General features: G+C 68.7%; 14 protein-coding genes. 10 read left to right on the forward strand and 4 right to left on the reverse strand.

Annotated elements, in window-relative coordinates:
* Positions 1-38: 38 nt before the first annotated feature.
* Entirely contained in the window at positions 39-1,439 is a 1,401-nt protein-coding gene (gene trmFO / locus CSW60_RS17745; RefSeq protein ID WP_099538505.1) for a methylenetetrahydrofolate--tRNA-(uracil(54)-C(5))-methyltransferase (FADH(2)-oxidizing) TrmFO, read from the reverse strand.
* Between the two features lie 99 nt (positions 1,440-1,538).
* On the opposite strand from trmFO, the gene CSW60_RS17750 reads away from it, so the two are divergent.
* The 3 genes from CSW60_RS17750 to CSW60_RS17760 all read left to right on the forward strand — a co-directional run bounded on the left by CSW60_RS17750 (position 1,539) and on the right by CSW60_RS17760 (position 4,185).
* Positions 1,539-2,477: a hypothetical protein gene (locus tag CSW60_RS17750; protein ID WP_099538506.1), complete on the forward strand. Its 939-nt coding sequence runs from the start codon at positions 1,539-1,541 to the stop codon at positions 2,475-2,477.
* Between the two features lie 67 nt (positions 2,478-2,544).
* The gene (locus CSW60_RS17755; protein ID WP_099538507.1) at positions 2,545-3,300 is read left to right on the forward strand and encodes a hypothetical protein; all 756 of its coding nucleotides are present in this window, start codon (positions 2,545-2,547) and stop codon (positions 3,298-3,300) included.
* Complete coding sequence (locus CSW60_RS17760; RefSeq protein ID WP_099538508.1) at positions 3,301-4,185, forward strand: hypothetical protein; 885 nt, start codon at positions 3,301-3,303, stop codon at positions 4,183-4,185.
* On the opposite strand, the gene CSW60_RS17765 is transcribed toward CSW60_RS17760, so the two are convergent.
* A complete protein-coding gene (locus CSW60_RS17765) occupies positions 4,186-4,800 on the reverse strand; it encodes a glutathione S-transferase family protein (RefSeq protein WP_099538509.1) in 615 nt (204 codons plus the stop codon).
* A 144-nt stretch (positions 4,801-4,944) separates the two neighbouring features.
* Between CSW60_RS17765 and CSW60_RS17770 the strand changes: the two genes are divergently transcribed.
* Positions 4,945-5,853, forward strand: coding sequence for a hypothetical protein (locus CSW60_RS17770; protein WP_099538510.1), 909 nt, complete (start codon positions 4,945-4,947; stop codon positions 5,851-5,853).
* Between the two features lie 173 nt (positions 5,854-6,026).
* Here the strand turns inward: CSW60_RS17770 and uvrA are convergent, their stop codons facing one another.
* Positions 6,027-8,939, reverse strand: coding sequence for an excinuclease ABC subunit UvrA (gene uvrA, locus CSW60_RS17775; RefSeq protein WP_099538511.1), 2,913 nt, complete (start codon positions 8,937-8,939; stop codon positions 6,027-6,029).
* 308 nt (positions 8,940-9,247) lie between these two features.
* On the opposite strand from uvrA, the gene CSW60_RS23720 reads away from it, so the two are divergent.
* From CSW60_RS23720 to CSW60_RS23725, 3 genes are all read left to right on the forward strand, one after another.
* The gene (locus tag CSW60_RS23720; protein ID WP_099538512.1) at positions 9,248-9,409 is read left to right on the forward strand and encodes a hypothetical protein; all 162 of its coding nucleotides are present in this window, start codon (positions 9,248-9,250) and stop codon (positions 9,407-9,409) included.
* Between the two features lie 166 nt (positions 9,410-9,575).
* Positions 9,576-10,220, forward strand: a complete 645-nt coding sequence (locus tag CSW60_RS17785; RefSeq protein ID WP_143324205.1) for a hypothetical protein — start codon at positions 9,576-9,578, stop codon at positions 10,218-10,220.
* Positions 10,221-10,352: 132 nt separating this feature from the next.
* Complete coding sequence (locus tag CSW60_RS23725; RefSeq protein ID WP_099538514.1) at positions 10,353-10,505, forward strand: hypothetical protein; 153 nt, start codon at positions 10,353-10,355, stop codon at positions 10,503-10,505.
* Here the strand turns inward: CSW60_RS23725 and CSW60_RS17795 are convergent.
* Positions 10,502-10,966 carry a DUF1203 domain-containing protein gene (locus CSW60_RS17795; protein ID WP_099538515.1) on the reverse strand — a complete coding sequence of 155 codons (465 nt, stop codon included), beginning with the start codon at positions 10,964-10,966 and terminating at the stop codon, positions 10,502-10,504. The two genes, CSW60_RS23725 and CSW60_RS17795, sit on opposite strands and share 4 nt — an antisense overlap.
* A 123-nt stretch (positions 10,967-11,089) precedes the next feature.
* On the opposite strand from CSW60_RS17795, the gene CSW60_RS23230 reads away from it, so the two are divergent.
* From CSW60_RS23230 to CSW60_RS17805, 3 genes are read left to right on the forward strand one after another with little or no spacing between them, the layout of a single operon-like run.
* Complete coding sequence (locus tag CSW60_RS23230; RefSeq protein ID WP_143324206.1) at positions 11,090-11,203, forward strand: hypothetical protein; 114 nt, start codon at positions 11,090-11,092, stop codon at positions 11,201-11,203.
* A complete protein-coding gene (locus CSW60_RS17800) occupies positions 11,160-12,746 on the forward strand; it encodes an ABC-F family ATP-binding cassette domain-containing protein (RefSeq protein ID WP_099538516.1) in 1,587 nt (528 codons plus the stop codon). Before CSW60_RS23230 ends, CSW60_RS17800 begins: the two co-directional genes overlap by 44 nt.
* Before the next feature lie 56 nt (positions 12,747-12,802).
* On the forward strand, positions 12,803-14,092 hold the full coding sequence (locus CSW60_RS17805; RefSeq protein ID WP_201723085.1) for a DUF3422 domain-containing protein: 1,290 nt from the start codon (positions 12,803-12,805) through the stop codon (positions 14,090-14,092).
* Positions 14,093-14,095: the final 3 nt, after the last annotated feature.

Here is a 14,095-nt window from a genome sequence, read left to right on the forward strand (position 1 = left end):
AACGTCCGCGGATGGGTATGAGCGGCGATCCTTTCGCGTCAGGCCTTGGTCCAGGCGTCGAGGTCGTTCAGCGCCCGGATGCTCATCAGCCGCTTCTTGGCCCGGCCGCGTTCCTTCAGAGGGATCTTCTTGCCGTCCTCGTCGATCTTGGGCGTCTCCAAGGGCGGCAGCAGGCCGTAGTTGATGTTCATCGGCTGGAAGCTGCCGCCTTCCAGGTGCCCGCCTGTGATGTGCTCAACGAGCGCGCCCAGGGCGGTGGTTGGGGGCGGGGCGTCCAGGGGCGCGCCCTTGCGGTCGGCGGCGGCGAAGCGGCCGGTCAGCAGGCCCATGGCCGCGCTCTCGACATAACCCTCGACGCCGGTCACCTGGCCCGCGAAGCGCAGGCGCGGCTGGGCCTTCATCCGCAGCGACTTGTCGAGCAGCTTGGGCGAGTTGATGAAGGTGTTGCGGTGCAGGCCGCCCAGGCGGGCGAACTGGGCGTTCTCCAGGCCCGGGATCATGCGGAAGGTCTCGGCCTGGACGCCGTGCTTCAGCTTGGTCTGGAAGCCGACCATGTTCCACAGCGTGCCCAGGGCGTTGTCCTGGCGCAGCTGGACGATGGCGTAGGCCTTGACCAGCGGATCGCGCGGATTGGTCAGGCCCACCGGCTTCATCGGGCCGTGGCGCAGGGTCCCGCGACCGCGCTCGGCCATCACTTCGATCGGCAGGCAGCCGTCGAAATAGGGGACGTTCTCCCACTCCTTGAACTCGGACTTGGGACCGGCCAGCAGGGCGTCGATGAAAGCCTCGTACTGCTCCTTGTTCATCGGGCAGTTGATGTAGGCGGCCGCGTCGCCACCGGGGCCTTCCTTGTCGTAGCGCGACTGGCGCCAGGCGACGTCCATGTTGATGGACTCGTAGTGGATGATCGGCGCGATGGCGTCGAAGAAGCTGAGCTGTCCCTCGCCGGTCAGGTCGAGGATCGCCTGGGCGAGAGCGGGCGAGGTGAGGGGGCCGGTGGCGACGATGACGTTGTCCCACTCCGCCGGCGGCAGGCCGGCGATCTCCTCGCGGACGATCGTGACCAGCGGGTGCTGCGACAGGCGCTTGGTGACCTCGGCCGAGAAGCCGTCGCGATCGACGGCCAGAGCGCCGCCGGCCGGCACCTGGTGCTGGTCGGCGCAGGCCATGATCAGGCTGTCCAGCTTGCGCATCTCGGCGTGCAGCAGGCCCACGGCGTTGAACTGCCAATCGTCCGAGCGGAAAGAGTTGGAGCACACCATTTCGGCCAGGCCGTCGGTCTGGTGGGCGTCGGTGGTGATCTTGCCGGTGGCGTCATCCTTGCGCATCTCATGCAGGATCACCGGCACGCCGCTCTGGGCGATCTGCCAGGCAGCTTCGGAACCGGCGAGGCCCCCGCCAATGACGCGGACAGGCTGATAGGTCGAATTCGTGGTCATGGCGCGCCCTATACCCCCGGCTGTCGCTCGGCGAAACCTCGTGTAGGCTGACTGCTTCGCGGCGCGTGGTTCGCGCCTTGGTCGGCCCGGGGAGGGGACATGGCGAGATTTGCGGTGGGCGAGGCGGCGACGTCGGGCTTTGGCGTGGTCGTGCGGCATCCCCTTGCGGTGGGCGGCTGGGCCTTGGCCCTGGTGGTGGGACTGATCGTCCCGGCCATTGTCGGCCTGTTCTGGCTTGGCCCGGAGTTCGCGCGCCTGATCCAGATGGCGCTGACCCAGAAGACCGGCGCGACCGATCCAGGCATGTTCGAAGACTTCATGCGGGCGCAGTCGAGCATGACCGCGCTGAACATCCTCTACTGGCTGTGGTCCTCGTTCGTGCGGGCGGTGCTGTGCGGCGCGGTGTTCCGCGCGGTGCTGATGCCGGAAGCCTCGGCCTGGGCCTTCCTGCGGATCAGCGGCCGCGAGCTTTGGATGACCCTGCTGTTCGTCGTCGAGCAGGTGCTGGCCATGATCGTCATCTTCATCATCGCCCTGCTGATCGTTGTCCTGATCGCGGTGGTCGCCGTCAGCGGCGGTGAGCAGGCGAAGACGACGGCGATCATCGTGGGCTGCTCGGCGACGGCGATCGCGGCGGGAGTCCTGATCTGGGTGGCGCTGCGCCTGTCGCTGGCCGCGCCAATGACCTTCGCCGACGCCCAGTTCCGCCTGTTCGAGTCGTGGACCCTGACGCGCGGCCAGGGCTGGCGGCTGCTGGGCATGGCCCTGTTGGTCGTGATCTTCATCCTGCTGATGGAAGTGCTGGTCGGAGCGGCGGCGTTCGGCGTGCTCGTGGCGGCGGGCGGCTCGCTGGAGGCGATCCGCGGTCCCGGCGCGCTGGAGGCCTTCATCTCGCGGCCGCCCATCACGCTGCTGACGGCGCTGTGGCCGTGGCTGCTGGGATTGGGCGCCTTGTCGGCCGTGTTCAGCGCCGTGCTTCAGGCGGTGTTCTGGGCGCCGTGGGCCGCCGCGCATAAGGCCTTGACCGCCGAGGCCTAGCCAAGGCCTTAGATTGTCAGGGCCCGCGCCGACTCGGCGGCGGGCGCGCGGAAGGGAAATTGATCGGATGGCGGACGGATCGGCGAGCGTCGGAAGCTTGCTGAAGGCGGCGATCTCGCGCATGGGCGCGGCGCAGGCGTCATGCCTGGCCGCCCTGGTCGTGGCGGTGGTCCTGACCGTCTCGACGAACGCCTTGCCGCTGGCGCTCCGCCCGCTGGTCGCCTTGGTCGCCATCGTGATCGCCCAAGGCGCGCTGTACCGCCACGCCTTCGGCCGCGCCTCGGGGTTCGCCGGCCTGCGCTGGGGGCGAGACGAGTGGCGGCTGCTGGGCGCGCACCTGATGGGGCTGGGCCTCTTCGTGCTGATCGGCTCGATCCTGCTGATCGTGATCGGCGCGATCACGCTGGGCGTGGCTCGGGCCAGCGCGCCTCAGCTGGATGTCGGCTCGGCCCAGGCCTGGCGGGCGGCGCTGGCCAACGCCGGGCCGGCGGGCTTTGTCGCGGGGCTGGCGCCGCTGGTGGCCCTGGCGATCCTGGCGTGGCTGGCCCTGCGCCTGTCCTTCACCGCGCCGGCCACGATCGCCGAGTCCGGAATCCGGGTGCTCAGCGCCTTTCCGCTGACCAAGGGCAAGGTTCCGATTTTGCTGCTTCCGGGCGTCTTTGCGCTGCCCATGGCGGCCAACCTGCTTTACGCCCTCGCGCCGCCCCGCGGCGTCGTCTCGACGGCGGGCTCCGCCATATTGGCCTATGTCGTGATGGCGCCGATCTGGTCGGTTATGATGACCTATCTCTACCGCCAAAGCGCGGTCTCTCAGGACGCTTAGATGTCTGTTCGCCCCACCGACGCGGCTCTCGAAGGTCTTCGCACCATGCGGCGCAAGCCGTTGACGGTGTTGGCATGGGCGGCGTTCTCGCTGGTCATGCTGCCGATCCTGGGTCTGATCGCCAAGATCGTGCTGGGCGACGAGGGCCGCACGGCGCTGGCTGGCCGCGTCGGCTCGGCCGATCCGCGCGAGCTGCTGGACCTGGTCACCCATCTCGGCGGGGCGATGGTGCTGCTGATCGCCCTGGCCCTGGTGCTGGGCGCCGTGCTGCAGGCCGCGATCATCCGGTCGGTGATCGAGCCCGACAACGATCGGCTCGCCTATCTGCGCCTGGGGCGCGAGGAGGTGCAGCTCTTGATCGTCTCGCTGATCACCTGGGCGGCGGCGCTGGGCGTGACGGTCATTCCGTCCGGCGCGGTCGTGCTGGGCGCGGCGCTGTTGTCGGGAGCCGCGGCCGGCTGGTTCGCCACCCTCGGCGCGCTCGCCGTCATCGGCCTGTCCCTATGGGTCGCCGTGCGCCTGTCCCTGCTGGGGCCGCACGCCTTCTCGCATCATCACATCGATGTCCGCGCCGCCTGGATCCAGACCCACGGGCAGTTCTTCCGCCTGCTGGCGATGTTCGCCATGACCATCGCCCTGACCGCGATCGTGTCGGTCCTGGGCGCCATGGTGTCGAGCGTGCTGGGCGGCCTGATCAGCGGCGGCGTGGAGCCGGAAGCGGGCGGCGTCATCGCCAGCCACCCGCGCCTGATCCTGTTCCTGCTGGCCAACATGCTGCTGGCGCCGATCGTCTTGACGCTGCAGACGGTGATCCTGGCTTCGGCCCCGGCCAAGGCCTTCGCGCACTTGAACCAGGACGAGATCGACGCCGGCCTGCACGACTAGCTAGGCCGCGGCGCTCGGCCGGGCGGCCATCCGCTCGCGCCAAGCCAGCACGTTCTTCGCCTCGGCCGGCGTCGGCAGGCCGATGAAGTCGGCGAAGTCCAGCGTGGTCTGCCCCACGATGTCGGCCATCGTATAGGTGTCGCCGGCCACGTAGGGGCGGCCGTCGGACAGCTCGCGGTCCAGCCACATCAAGGTCTTGTCGACGGTCTCGCGATTGGACTCGCCGAACTCCTTGTACTGCTTCAGCAGATGCGCCGTGAACGGGTGGGCGTGGCGCCAGAACATGCCGATCGGGACCATCAGGCGCAGCTCGATGCGGCGGCTCCACATCTCGACCTGGGCCTGTTCCAGCGCCGTGACGCCGAACAGCGGCGGCGTCGGATGCAGCGCCTCGAAATAGCGGCAGATGGCGACGGTCTCGCTGATCGTCGTCCCGTCGTCGAGCTCCAGCACGGGCACCTGGCCAAGGCTGTTGCGGGCCAGGTGCTCGGGCTGGCGATGGCCGCCCTGGCGCAGGCCGATCTGGACCTCGGGCACCTCGATCCCCTTTTCGGCCAAGAAGATCCGCACCCGGCGCGGATTGGGCGCGGGCATGGCCTCGCCATACAGCTTCATGAATGTGTCCTCTCCCAATTCAAACGAATGTTAGAGGTCGAGGCGGCCTAGCCGCAAGCTTGCGTGAAAAAGCCCGCGCTGGCCCTGTCGAAGCGGCGCGAACCTTGTTAGGGCTAGGGCCTGTCCGCAAAGCAAGAGTACGACATGTCCAGGTTCTCGGCCTCCGACGCCGCCTTCTCCGGCTTTCGACTGGTGCGGGAGAACTTGAGGGCCATCGCCATCTGGGCGGCGGCGATGACGGTGCTGTCGATCATCTCCAACGTGCTGGCGATCCAGTACTTCGGGCGAGAGCTCGAGGCCCTGATGTCCTACCTCTCCGACAACAGCAATCCGGATCCGGAGGAGACCTTCCGGCTCATCTCGGACCTGACGCCGCTGATGCTGTGGTCGCTGCCCTACAGCCTGGTCGTGAACGGCGTGATCTTCGCCGCCCTCAACCGCTTGGTGCTTCGTCCGCAGGACAGCCGCTTCGCCTATCTGCGCCTGGGCAAGCAGGAACTCCGCCAGGCGGCCGTCTGGGTGCTGTCCACCCTGATCCTGATGGGCGTGCTGTTCGCGGGCTCGCTGATCGCGGGTTTCCTGGGCGCCATGGGCGGGCCGACGGGCGCGTTCCTGGCGCTGCTGGGCCTGCTCGGCGCCTTCTGCGTGGTGATCTATCTGGCGGTGCGCCTGTCGTTCGCGCCGGCGGTCACGTTCGAGAACGACAGGATCACGATCTTCAAGTCGCTGCCGGAGACCAAGGGGCTCTTCTGGCCGCTGCTGGGCGCCTACCTGCTGGCGGTGGTGATGAGCATCATCGTCGTGCTGCTGATCTGGACGATCGTTTCAGCCATCGGCCTGATCGCCTCGGGCGACCTCTCGGCCACCGGCAAGATGCTGCGGGCCGACACCAGCTCGCTGCAGGCCTATTTCACGCCCGCCGGCATCGTCCAGGCTCTGTTCTCGGGGCTGATCTCGATCCTGACCACGCTGATCGTATTCGCCCCCGCGCCGACGATCTATCGCGCGCTGAAGGGCGGCGCGCCGGATGCGCCGACCACCGGCGGCTGGTAGCGAGAACTCGTCCGCTCAAGCACACCGCCTTCCTCGCCCTCGTGGCGAGGACCCATGGCTCCGCCAGGCACGGCGCAAGGAATAGGGCGCGGCCAGCCTTGGCGCGCGCCCCATCTTTTCAGCAAATCCTGAAGTCTGGGTCCTAGGCGCAAGGCCTGGGAAGGCAAAAAGAGCTAGGCTCTCTTCACCTCCTTCTTCAACTCCGCCACCCGCGCCTTGCGGCGCTCTTCGTGGCGGTCCAGCAGCTCCTTGAGATAGCGGCCGGTCCAGCTGGCCTCGACCTTGGCGACGTCCTGAGGCGAGCCGGTCGCGACGATCTCGCCGCCGCCGTCGCCGCCCTCGGGGCCGAAGTCGAGCAGCCAGTCGGCGGTCTTCACGACGTCGAGGTTATGCTCGATGACGACCACCGTGTTGCCCTGATCGGCCAGCTCGTGCAGCACCTCGAGCAGCTTCTTGGTGTCCTCGAAGTGCAGGCCCGTGGTCGGCTCGTCGAGGATGTACAGCGTCCGACCCGTGGCCCGGCGCGACAGCTCCTTGGACAGCTTCACGCGCTGCGCCTCGCCGCCCGACAGGGTCGTGGCTTGCTGGCCGACCTTGATGTAGCTGAGACCGACGCGCTTCAGCGTCTCCATCTTGTCGCGGATCGGCGGCACCGCCTTGAAGAAGTCGGCGGCCTCCTCGACGGTCATGTCCAGGACGTCGGCGATCGTCTTGCCCTTGAACACCACGTCCAGGGTCTCGCGATTGTAGCGCTTGCCCTTGCAGACGTCGCAGGTGACGTAGACGTCGGGCAGGAAGTGCATCTCGATCTTGATGACGCCGTCGCCCTGGCAGGCCTCGCAGCGGCCGCCCTTGACGTTGAAGCTGAAGCGCCCGGGGCCATAGCCGCGCGCCTTGCTTTCCGGCAGGCCCGCGAACCAGTCCCGGATCGGGCCGAAGGCGCCGGTATAGGTGGCCGGGTTCGAGCGCGGGGTGCGGCCGATCGGCGACTGGTCGATGTCGATGACCTTGTCGAAGTGCTCCAGTCCCTCGATCCGCTCGTGCGGGGCGGGGGCGTCGCTGGCGTTGTTCAGCCGGCGCGCGGCGGCCTTGTACAGGGTCTCGATCGTGAAGGTCGACTTGCCGCCGCCCGACACGCCGGTGATGCAGGTGAAGGTCCCGACGGGGATCTCGGCCGTGACGCCCTTCAGGTTGTTGCCCGTGGCGCCGACGACCTTCAGCACCTTCTTCTTGCTGATCGGCCGGCGCTGTTCGGGCACCTCGATCTCGCGCACGCCGGTCAGGTACTGGCCGGTGACGCTCTTGGGATTGGCCATGATCTGCTCGGGCGTGCCCTCGGCGACGATCTCGCCGCCGTGGACGCCGGCGGCCGGGCCCATGTCGATCACATAGTCGGCGGTCAGGATCGCCTCTTCGTCGTGCTCGACGACCAGCACCGAGTTGCCCAGGTCCCGCAGGCCCTGCAGCGAGGTCAGCAGGCGGGTGTTGTCGCGCTGATGCAGGCCGATCGACGGCTCGTCCAGCACATAGAGCACGCCGGTCAGGCCCGAGCCGATCTGGCTGGCCAGACGGATGCGCTGGCTCTCGCCGCCGGACAGCGTGCCCGAGCCGCGCGACAGGTTCAGGTAGTCGAGGCCCACATCGACCAGGAACCGCAGGCGGTCGTTGATCTCCTTCAGGATCCGCCGGGCGATCTCCATCTGCTTGTCGGTCAGCTTGGTTTCGAGGGCGCTGAACCAGTCGCGGGCCGGGCGGATGGCCAGGTTGGAGACCTCGGCGATGTCCTTGCCGTCGATCTTCACGGCCAGGGCTTCGGGCTTCAGGCGCTTGCCGTGGCAGGTCTCGCAGGGGGTGTCGGACTGGTAGCGGCCCAGCTCTTCACGGACCCACGAGGAGTCCGTCTCGCGCCAGCGGCGCTCCAGGTTCGGCAGCACGCCCTCGAAAGGCTTTTCGACCTCGTACTTCCGGGCGTTGTCGTCGTAGGTGAACTTGATCTTGGTTCCGCGCGAGCCGTTGAGGACCACGTCCTTGGCGTCGGCCGACAGCTTGTGCCAGGGCTCGTCCATCGAGAAGCCGTAGTGGCGGGCCAGGGCCTGCAGGGTCTGGGTGTACAGCGGCGAAGGCCCCTTGGCCCACGGCGCGACCGCGCCCTTGTGCAGGCTCTTGTCCTTGTCGGGCACGACGAGGTCGGCGTCGAAGGCGAGCTTCGCGCCCAGCCCGTCACAGACCGGGCAGGCGCCGGCCGGATTGTTGAACGAGAACAGGCGCGGCTCGATCTCGGCGATCGTGAAGCCGCTGACCGGACAGGCGAAGCGTTCCGAGAACAGGATGCGTTTGGGCTCCTTCTCGCCTTCCTCGATCGTGGCGAACTCGGCGACCGCTAGACCATCGGCCAGGCGCAGGGCCTGCTCGATGGAGTCGGCCAGGCGCTGCTCCATGTCGGGCTTGGTGACCACGCGGTCCACGACCACGTCGATGTCGTGCTTGAACTTCTTGTCGAGCGCCGGGGCGTCCTCGATCGGATAGAACTCGCCGTCGATCTTCAGCCGCTGGAAGCCGGCCTTCTGCCACTCGGCGATCTCCTTCTTGTACTCGCCCTTGCGGTCGCGGACGACGGGGGCCAGCAGGTAGAGACGCGTGCCTTCGGGCAGGGCGGTGATCTTGTCGACCATCTGGCTGATGGTCTGGCTCTCGATCGGCAGGCCGGTGGCGGGCGAGTACGGCACCCCGACCCGCGCCCACAAGAGGCGCATGTAGTCGTGGATCTCGGTCACCGTGCCGACGGTCGAGCGCGGGTTGCGCGACGTCGTCTTCTGCTCGATCGAGATCGCGGGCGACAGGCCCTCGATCAGGTCGACGTCCGGCTTGCTCATCAGCTCCAGGAACTGGCGCGCGTAGGCCGACAGGCTCTCCACATAGCGGCGCTGGCCCTCGGCGTAGATCGTGTCGAAGGCGAGCGACGACTTGCCCGAGCCCGACAAGCCGGTCAGCACGACCAGCTCGCCGCGGGGGATGTCGACGCTGACGTCCTTCAGATTGTGCTCACGGGCGCCGCGAACGCGGATGAAGTTCAGTTGCTCGGCCATGTTTTCCGGAACGTTGGGCCGCCCGATTGGTGGCGGCGCAGCGGCTATATGTAGGGCTCGATCCGGGAATTAACACAAGAACAAGATGCGAACAAATGTCGCGCGCGCGAGGCCAAGCTTCTGCTGACAGCGGATGTCAGCAGGATGGCCGCCTGGCGCCCAGTTTCGCGGCGGTCCCGCGGTCGCCGCGCTGGCGAGCTTGGCCGTTCGTATTCCCTAAACCGTGTTTGGAAGCGGGTTCTTCAAGCCGAGGTGGTCTACCGCTCAATCTTGGGCCGAGTTGGGGCCCAGCGTGAGGGAGTGAAACCATGGCCAAGACGGAGGCCGAGAGCGCCAAGCAGGGCGCCAAGGTGGTCGCGTTCAGCGCCCTTCGCCCGCCCAAGCCGCGGTCGGTGGTCATCGACGGACTGGTGTTCGTCAGCGGCGTCGGGGCGCTGCTTTGGGTTCTCTGCAACATGGCTCCGAACTAGAAACCCGCTCGGCGGTCGCCTGTCCGCGAGACCGCGCCTACCTGCGCGGCGCCGCGGGGCCACGCCAAGGTCGCGAAAACGGCGTTATCCCGGCGTGACCTCGTCCTCCAGCTTGGCCGGGGGAGAGCGGATGGCGCGGGGGAGGGGATCCAGGCGATGGCTCGCCGTGTCGGGCGGCCTGCTGATCAACGGCCTGATCCTCGGCGCCCTCGTCATGCTGGAGCCGCCGCCGCTGGTGGCGGACGAAGCGCCGGTGTTGTTGCTCGACCTTGAGCGTACGCCCCGATCACGCGCCGTGGCTGGCCCTTCCCGTTCCAGACCTGGCCGCCATTCAGCGTTCTCCCGACCAAGCGCCGCGCCCGCGTCGCCGGCGGCCTCGGCGGAGGAGGGCGTCTCGGGCCAGCCCGTGGCGGAGACGACGCCCGAGATCGAAGACCGTTGGAGAATGGACCCCAAGGCCGTCAATCGGTGGAAGCTGACCGAGGGCGTCCCGCAGTGGGGATGGGGGCGGTACTACCGAGCCTGCAAGGGCCTCTCCAGCGAGCACATGACGCCGGACGAGAAGGAGCGCTGCTACGGCGGCTGGGGTGGTCGGAGGGACAAGCGCCCATCGCCCGCCTTCATCGGTCCCATCGACGAGGTCCCCTGGCGGACCCCGCCCCGCGACAGCAAGTCGCGGTACGACGGGGAGGGCTCGCGCAAGCAGCGGTGTCGCGACTATCACCGGGGGCGAACGCCCGGGTTTTCTGAACGAAATCTGAGTTCTACGGGCGCGCCACCGCCCAGTCTGCGCGAGGGCGGCTGCTTCTAGGAGAGAACGCCGTTGGCCCGACTCGGGGGCGTTCGCTTTTGTTCAACCTTCTTTCGAAGCCCGCTGTTCAGCGTGATTTCTGAAAACGTTTGCGATCGGGCCTGGGGCTCGAGACAGCCGGAACCGATCGCCATGTCCCAGGACACCGCCAAACAAGACGCCAAGCGCGACGCCTTCAGGGCGCTCAACACGGGCAAGCCGCGCTCGGTGATCATCGACGGCCTGGTGTTCATCGGCGGGATCGGATCGCTGCTCTGGGTCCTGCGCCACATGACGCCGAACTAGGCCCTGTCTATGCGCGCCGCGTAACAGCCCCATTTGGCGTAGTGGGCGTGCAGGTAGGCGATCTCCGGATCCTCGAACAGCATCGCGATCAGAGCGTCCGCGGTCGCGCCCTCGGTCACGTCGGCGGCGCGCATCATCCCGCTGGCGTCGAAGGCTCGCAAAGACAACAGGCGACGCCGTAGCGCCGGCGGCATCTCGTCGATCGTCGAGGTCGCCTCGACGCCTTCTCGCACGAAGATCGCGTGGCTGGCCCGGAAGGGCGTTGGCGCGGGTTGATGCTCGTAGTTCACCAGGATCAGGGTCTCGCCCGGACGGGCGTCGTCCAGGCTGACGCGGCAGGGAAAGCCCAGCGGCGCGTCGGCGATGACGCGCCGGGCGCCGCGCGCGGCCAGGGTTTCGTCATCGAGCTGAAACAGGGGCGCGAAGGGCTCGGGCGATAGGCTGGTCACGGCGTAGGACATGTGTGGAACTCCCTTGTTCGCCGACTTGTCGCGCTCGCTGGTTACCCGAGACACCCGATCCTTGCGGTTCGGCCCAGCTTGCCGCTGGGCCAAGGCCGGCGTAGACACCTCGCCGTTCCACCGATGGAGGCTCCCATGATCAGCAAGACGGAAGACCGCTTCGTCCTTTCCGTTTCCCTGACCGTGGGGTCGCATGTCCTTCGTCACCCTGGATTCCGTTTCCGCCGCCACGCCTGACGGCCGGCTTCTCCTCGAAAACCTGGACCTTTCCATCGGGGCCGAGCGCATCGGCCTGGTGGGCCGCAATGGCGTGGGCAAGTCGACCCTGCTGGCCCTGATCGCCGGCGCGCGCGCCCCGCACGGCGGCGTCGTCTCGCGCACAGGCGCCGTCGCCATGCTGGACCAGACGCCTGATCTCCGCGCGGGCGCGCGGCTGGTCGACCTGCTGGACGTGGGCGAGGCCTGGGACCGCCTGGCGCGCATCGCGCGCGGCGAAGGCGACGAGACCGATCTCTCCGAAGCGGACTGGGAGTTGCCGGGGCGACTGGAGCAGGCCTTGGCCGAGGTCGGCCTCCATGACCTTGAGCCGGAGCGCCCGGCGACGACGCTGTCGGGCGGCCAGGCGACCCGCGCCGGCCTCGCGCGCCTGCTGCTCGCGCGGCCGGACGTGCTGCTGCTGGACGAGCCGACCAACAATCTCGACGCCGAGGCGCGGGCCTTCGTGCTGCGCGTGCTGAAGCGCTGGCGGGGCGGCGCGGTGGTGGTCAGCCACGACCGCTCCGTGCTGCGCGAGATGGATCGCATCGTCGAGCTCTCGCCCCTGGGCGCGCGGTCCTATGGCGGCGGCTATGATCTCTATGCCGAGCGCAAGGCGCTGGAGGCGGAGGCGGCGCGCCGTGATCTGGACCATGCCGAGCGCGAGGTTCGCCGGGTGGCTCGGGAGGCCCAGGTCGCCCGCGAGCGCAAGGATCGACGCGACGCCGCCGGCCGCCGCTTCGCCGACCGGGGCGGGACGCCGAAGATCATGCTCGGCATGATGGCCGAGCGCGCCGAGAACAGCGGGGCCAAGGCGGGAAAGCTCGCGGTAAAGCTGGCCGCCCGGGCCGAGGACGCGCGCGCCGCCGCCGAGACCCGTGTTGAACGGGCGCGTCTGCTAGGCTTCGACCTGCCGTCCAGCGGCCTGCCGGACGGGCGCATGGTTCTGGCGTTCGAGGCGGCCGGTTTCGCCTGGCCGGATGGTCGTCCGGTGTTCGAGGACCTGTCCTTCCGGATGACCGGTCCCGAGCGCTTGGCGGTGCTGGGACCGAACGGCGCCGGCAAAACGACCCTGATCCGCCTGGCGACCGGCCAGCTGACGCCGACGGCGGGCGAGGTTCGGCTTCAGGTTCCGTTCGCCCTGCTGGATCAGCGCGCGGCCGTGCTCGACGACGACCAGACGATCCTGGAGAACTTCCGTCGCCTGAACCCCGGCGCCAGCGTCAACGACGCCCACGCGGTCCTGGCGCGGTTCCTGTTCCGCAACGCCGCGGCCCTGCAACGGGCCGGAACGTTGAGCGGGGGCGAGCGCCTGCGCGCCGCCCTGGCGTGCGTCCTGTGCGCCGCGACGCCGCCGCAGCTGTTGATCTTGGACGAGCCGACCAACCACCTCGACCTCGACTCCGTGCGGGCGGTGGAGGCGGCGCTGGACGGCTATGACGGGGCGCTGCTGGTGGTCAGCCACGACGAGGACTTCCTGGCGGCGATCGGCGTCGAACGTCGCATCACGCTGAAAAGGCCGTGACGCGACGGCCGGAGTTCGTTACCTCTATGTGACCGGTAACATCGGACATCGATCCGATGACCCGAGCGCAGGGCGAGGACGAGATGGACGAGCGTCGGGACCACCCCCTCAGGGTGACGTTGAGCGAGCTGATGCACCTGCGAGAGCTGCCTCTGGCCGGGGCGCCGGTCCGGCTGCGGCAGTGGGTGTTCCTGGTCGAGCCCTCCGATCGCGACGCCGAGGCGGCCTTCGTCGGCCTGTTCGCGCCAGGCCAGGACCCGGCGCTAGGACGCGCGGTCAGCGTGGGCGAGGCCGGCGGCTGGCTGTGGGAGCGACATCAGGAGTTCTCGACCTGGACCTGGTTCGCCTATGGCTCGCTGGGCGAGGATCTCGGCTTCCAGATCGAGCCCGAGGAAAGCTTCTTCTGGCTGCACGGCGCCCCGGGGCGGGTGTTCCGCGGCGTCGAGATCTCGGTCGGCGCGCTGGGCGCCGAGCCGCCCAGCGAGGCGGCGCTCTCCCGACACATCGACCTGCGCCGCTGCGTCTCTTGCGAGGTGTTCGACGGCGCGGCGCGGATCTGGACCGATTTCCGCCTGCGCGAGGGCGGGGCGGGGCGCATTCACGTCCATAACCAGGGCCTGGCCAATGACGAGGTCTCGCGCCTCGTTCAGACGCTGCTGGAGATCGGCAACTATCGGAAGCTGGCCCTGCTGGGCTTCGCGCCGGCCCGCGAGACGCTGGCCTGGCTGGACGGCGCCGAGGCGCGGCTGGCCGCCATCACCGGCGACCTGGCGGCGGGCGAGGACAGCCAGGCCGTGCTGGACGATCTCTTGAGGCTGTCAGCCGAGGTCGAGGCGCGGGCGGCCACCAGCCGCTTCCGGCGGGGAGCGACCGAGTCCTATCACCAGCTGACGCTGGACCGGCTGGAGGCCCTGCGCGAGCGGCGGCTGCCGGGCCACTCGACCATGAGCGAGTTCATCGCGCGCCGCCTGCTGCCCGCCATGCGCACCCGGGAGGCGGCGGACCGGCGGCTGGACGGATTGTCGGAGCGCGTGGCGCGCTGTGGCGACCTGTTGCGCGCCAAGCTGGGCCTGGCTCAGGATCGCCAGAACCAGGAGACCCTGCGCGGCATGGACGCCAGCCTGCAGCTGCAGACCAAGCTTCAGGGCCTGGTCGAGGGGCTGTCGATCTTCGCGGTCGGCTACTACGTGCTCGGCCTTCTGGGCTACTTGTTGAAGCCCTGGCTGCACGGCTGGCCGGGCGGGAGCGAGCGAGTGCTGTCGGCGCTGGTCCCGCTGGTGCTGATCGCCGTGGCCGCCAGCCTGCACCGACGCAAGAAACGGTTGATCGGCGACGAACAGCCTTGAGGC

Source organism: Caulobacter sp. X, assembly GCF_002742635.1.
In the GTDB taxonomy this organism is placed as follows: domain Bacteria; phylum Pseudomonadota; class Alphaproteobacteria; order Caulobacterales; family Caulobacteraceae; genus Caulobacter.

Bases quoted from the DNA above. Each gene is read 5' to 3' on its own strand.
- trmFO (WP_099538505.1), bottom strand. From the start codon at position 1,439: ATGACCACGAATTCGACCTATCAGCCTGTCCGCGTCATTGGCGGGGGC.
- CSW60_RS17750 (WP_099538506.1), top strand. From the start codon at position 1,539: ATGGCGAGATTTGCGGTGGGCGAGGCGGCGACGTCGGGCTTTGGCGTG.
- CSW60_RS17755 (WP_099538507.1), top strand. From the start codon at position 2,545: ATGGCGGACGGATCGGCGAGCGTCGGAAGCTTGCTGAAGGCGGCGATC.
- CSW60_RS17760 (WP_099538508.1), top strand. From the start codon at position 3,301: ATGTCTGTTCGCCCCACCGACGCGGCTCTCGAAGGTCTTCGCACCATG.
- CSW60_RS17765 (WP_099538509.1), bottom strand. From the start codon at position 4,800: ATGAAGCTGTATGGCGAGGCCATGCCCGCGCCCAATCCGCGCCGGGTG.
- CSW60_RS17770 (WP_099538510.1), top strand. From the start codon at position 4,945: ATGTCCAGGTTCTCGGCCTCCGACGCCGCCTTCTCCGGCTTTCGACTG.
- uvrA (WP_099538511.1), bottom strand. From the start codon at position 8,939: ATGGCCGAGCAACTGAACTTCATCCGCGTTCGCGGCGCCCGTGAGCAC.
- CSW60_RS23720 (WP_099538512.1), top strand. From the start codon at position 9,248: ATGGCCAAGACGGAGGCCGAGAGCGCCAAGCAGGGCGCCAAGGTGGTC.
- CSW60_RS23725 (WP_099538514.1), top strand. From the start codon at position 10,353: ATGTCCCAGGACACCGCCAAACAAGACGCCAAGCGCGACGCCTTCAGG.
- CSW60_RS17795 (WP_099538515.1), bottom strand. From the start codon at position 10,966: ATGTCCTACGCCGTGACCAGCCTATCGCCCGAGCCCTTCGCGCCCCTG.
- CSW60_RS23230 (WP_143324206.1), top strand. From the start codon at position 11,090: ATGGAGGCTCCCATGATCAGCAAGACGGAAGACCGCTTCGTCCTTTCC.
- CSW60_RS17800 (WP_099538516.1), top strand. From the start codon at position 11,160: ATGTCCTTCGTCACCCTGGATTCCGTTTCCGCCGCCACGCCTGACGGC.
- CSW60_RS17805 (WP_201723085.1), top strand. From the start codon at position 12,803: ATGACCCGAGCGCAGGGCGAGGACGAGATGGACGAGCGTCGGGACCAC.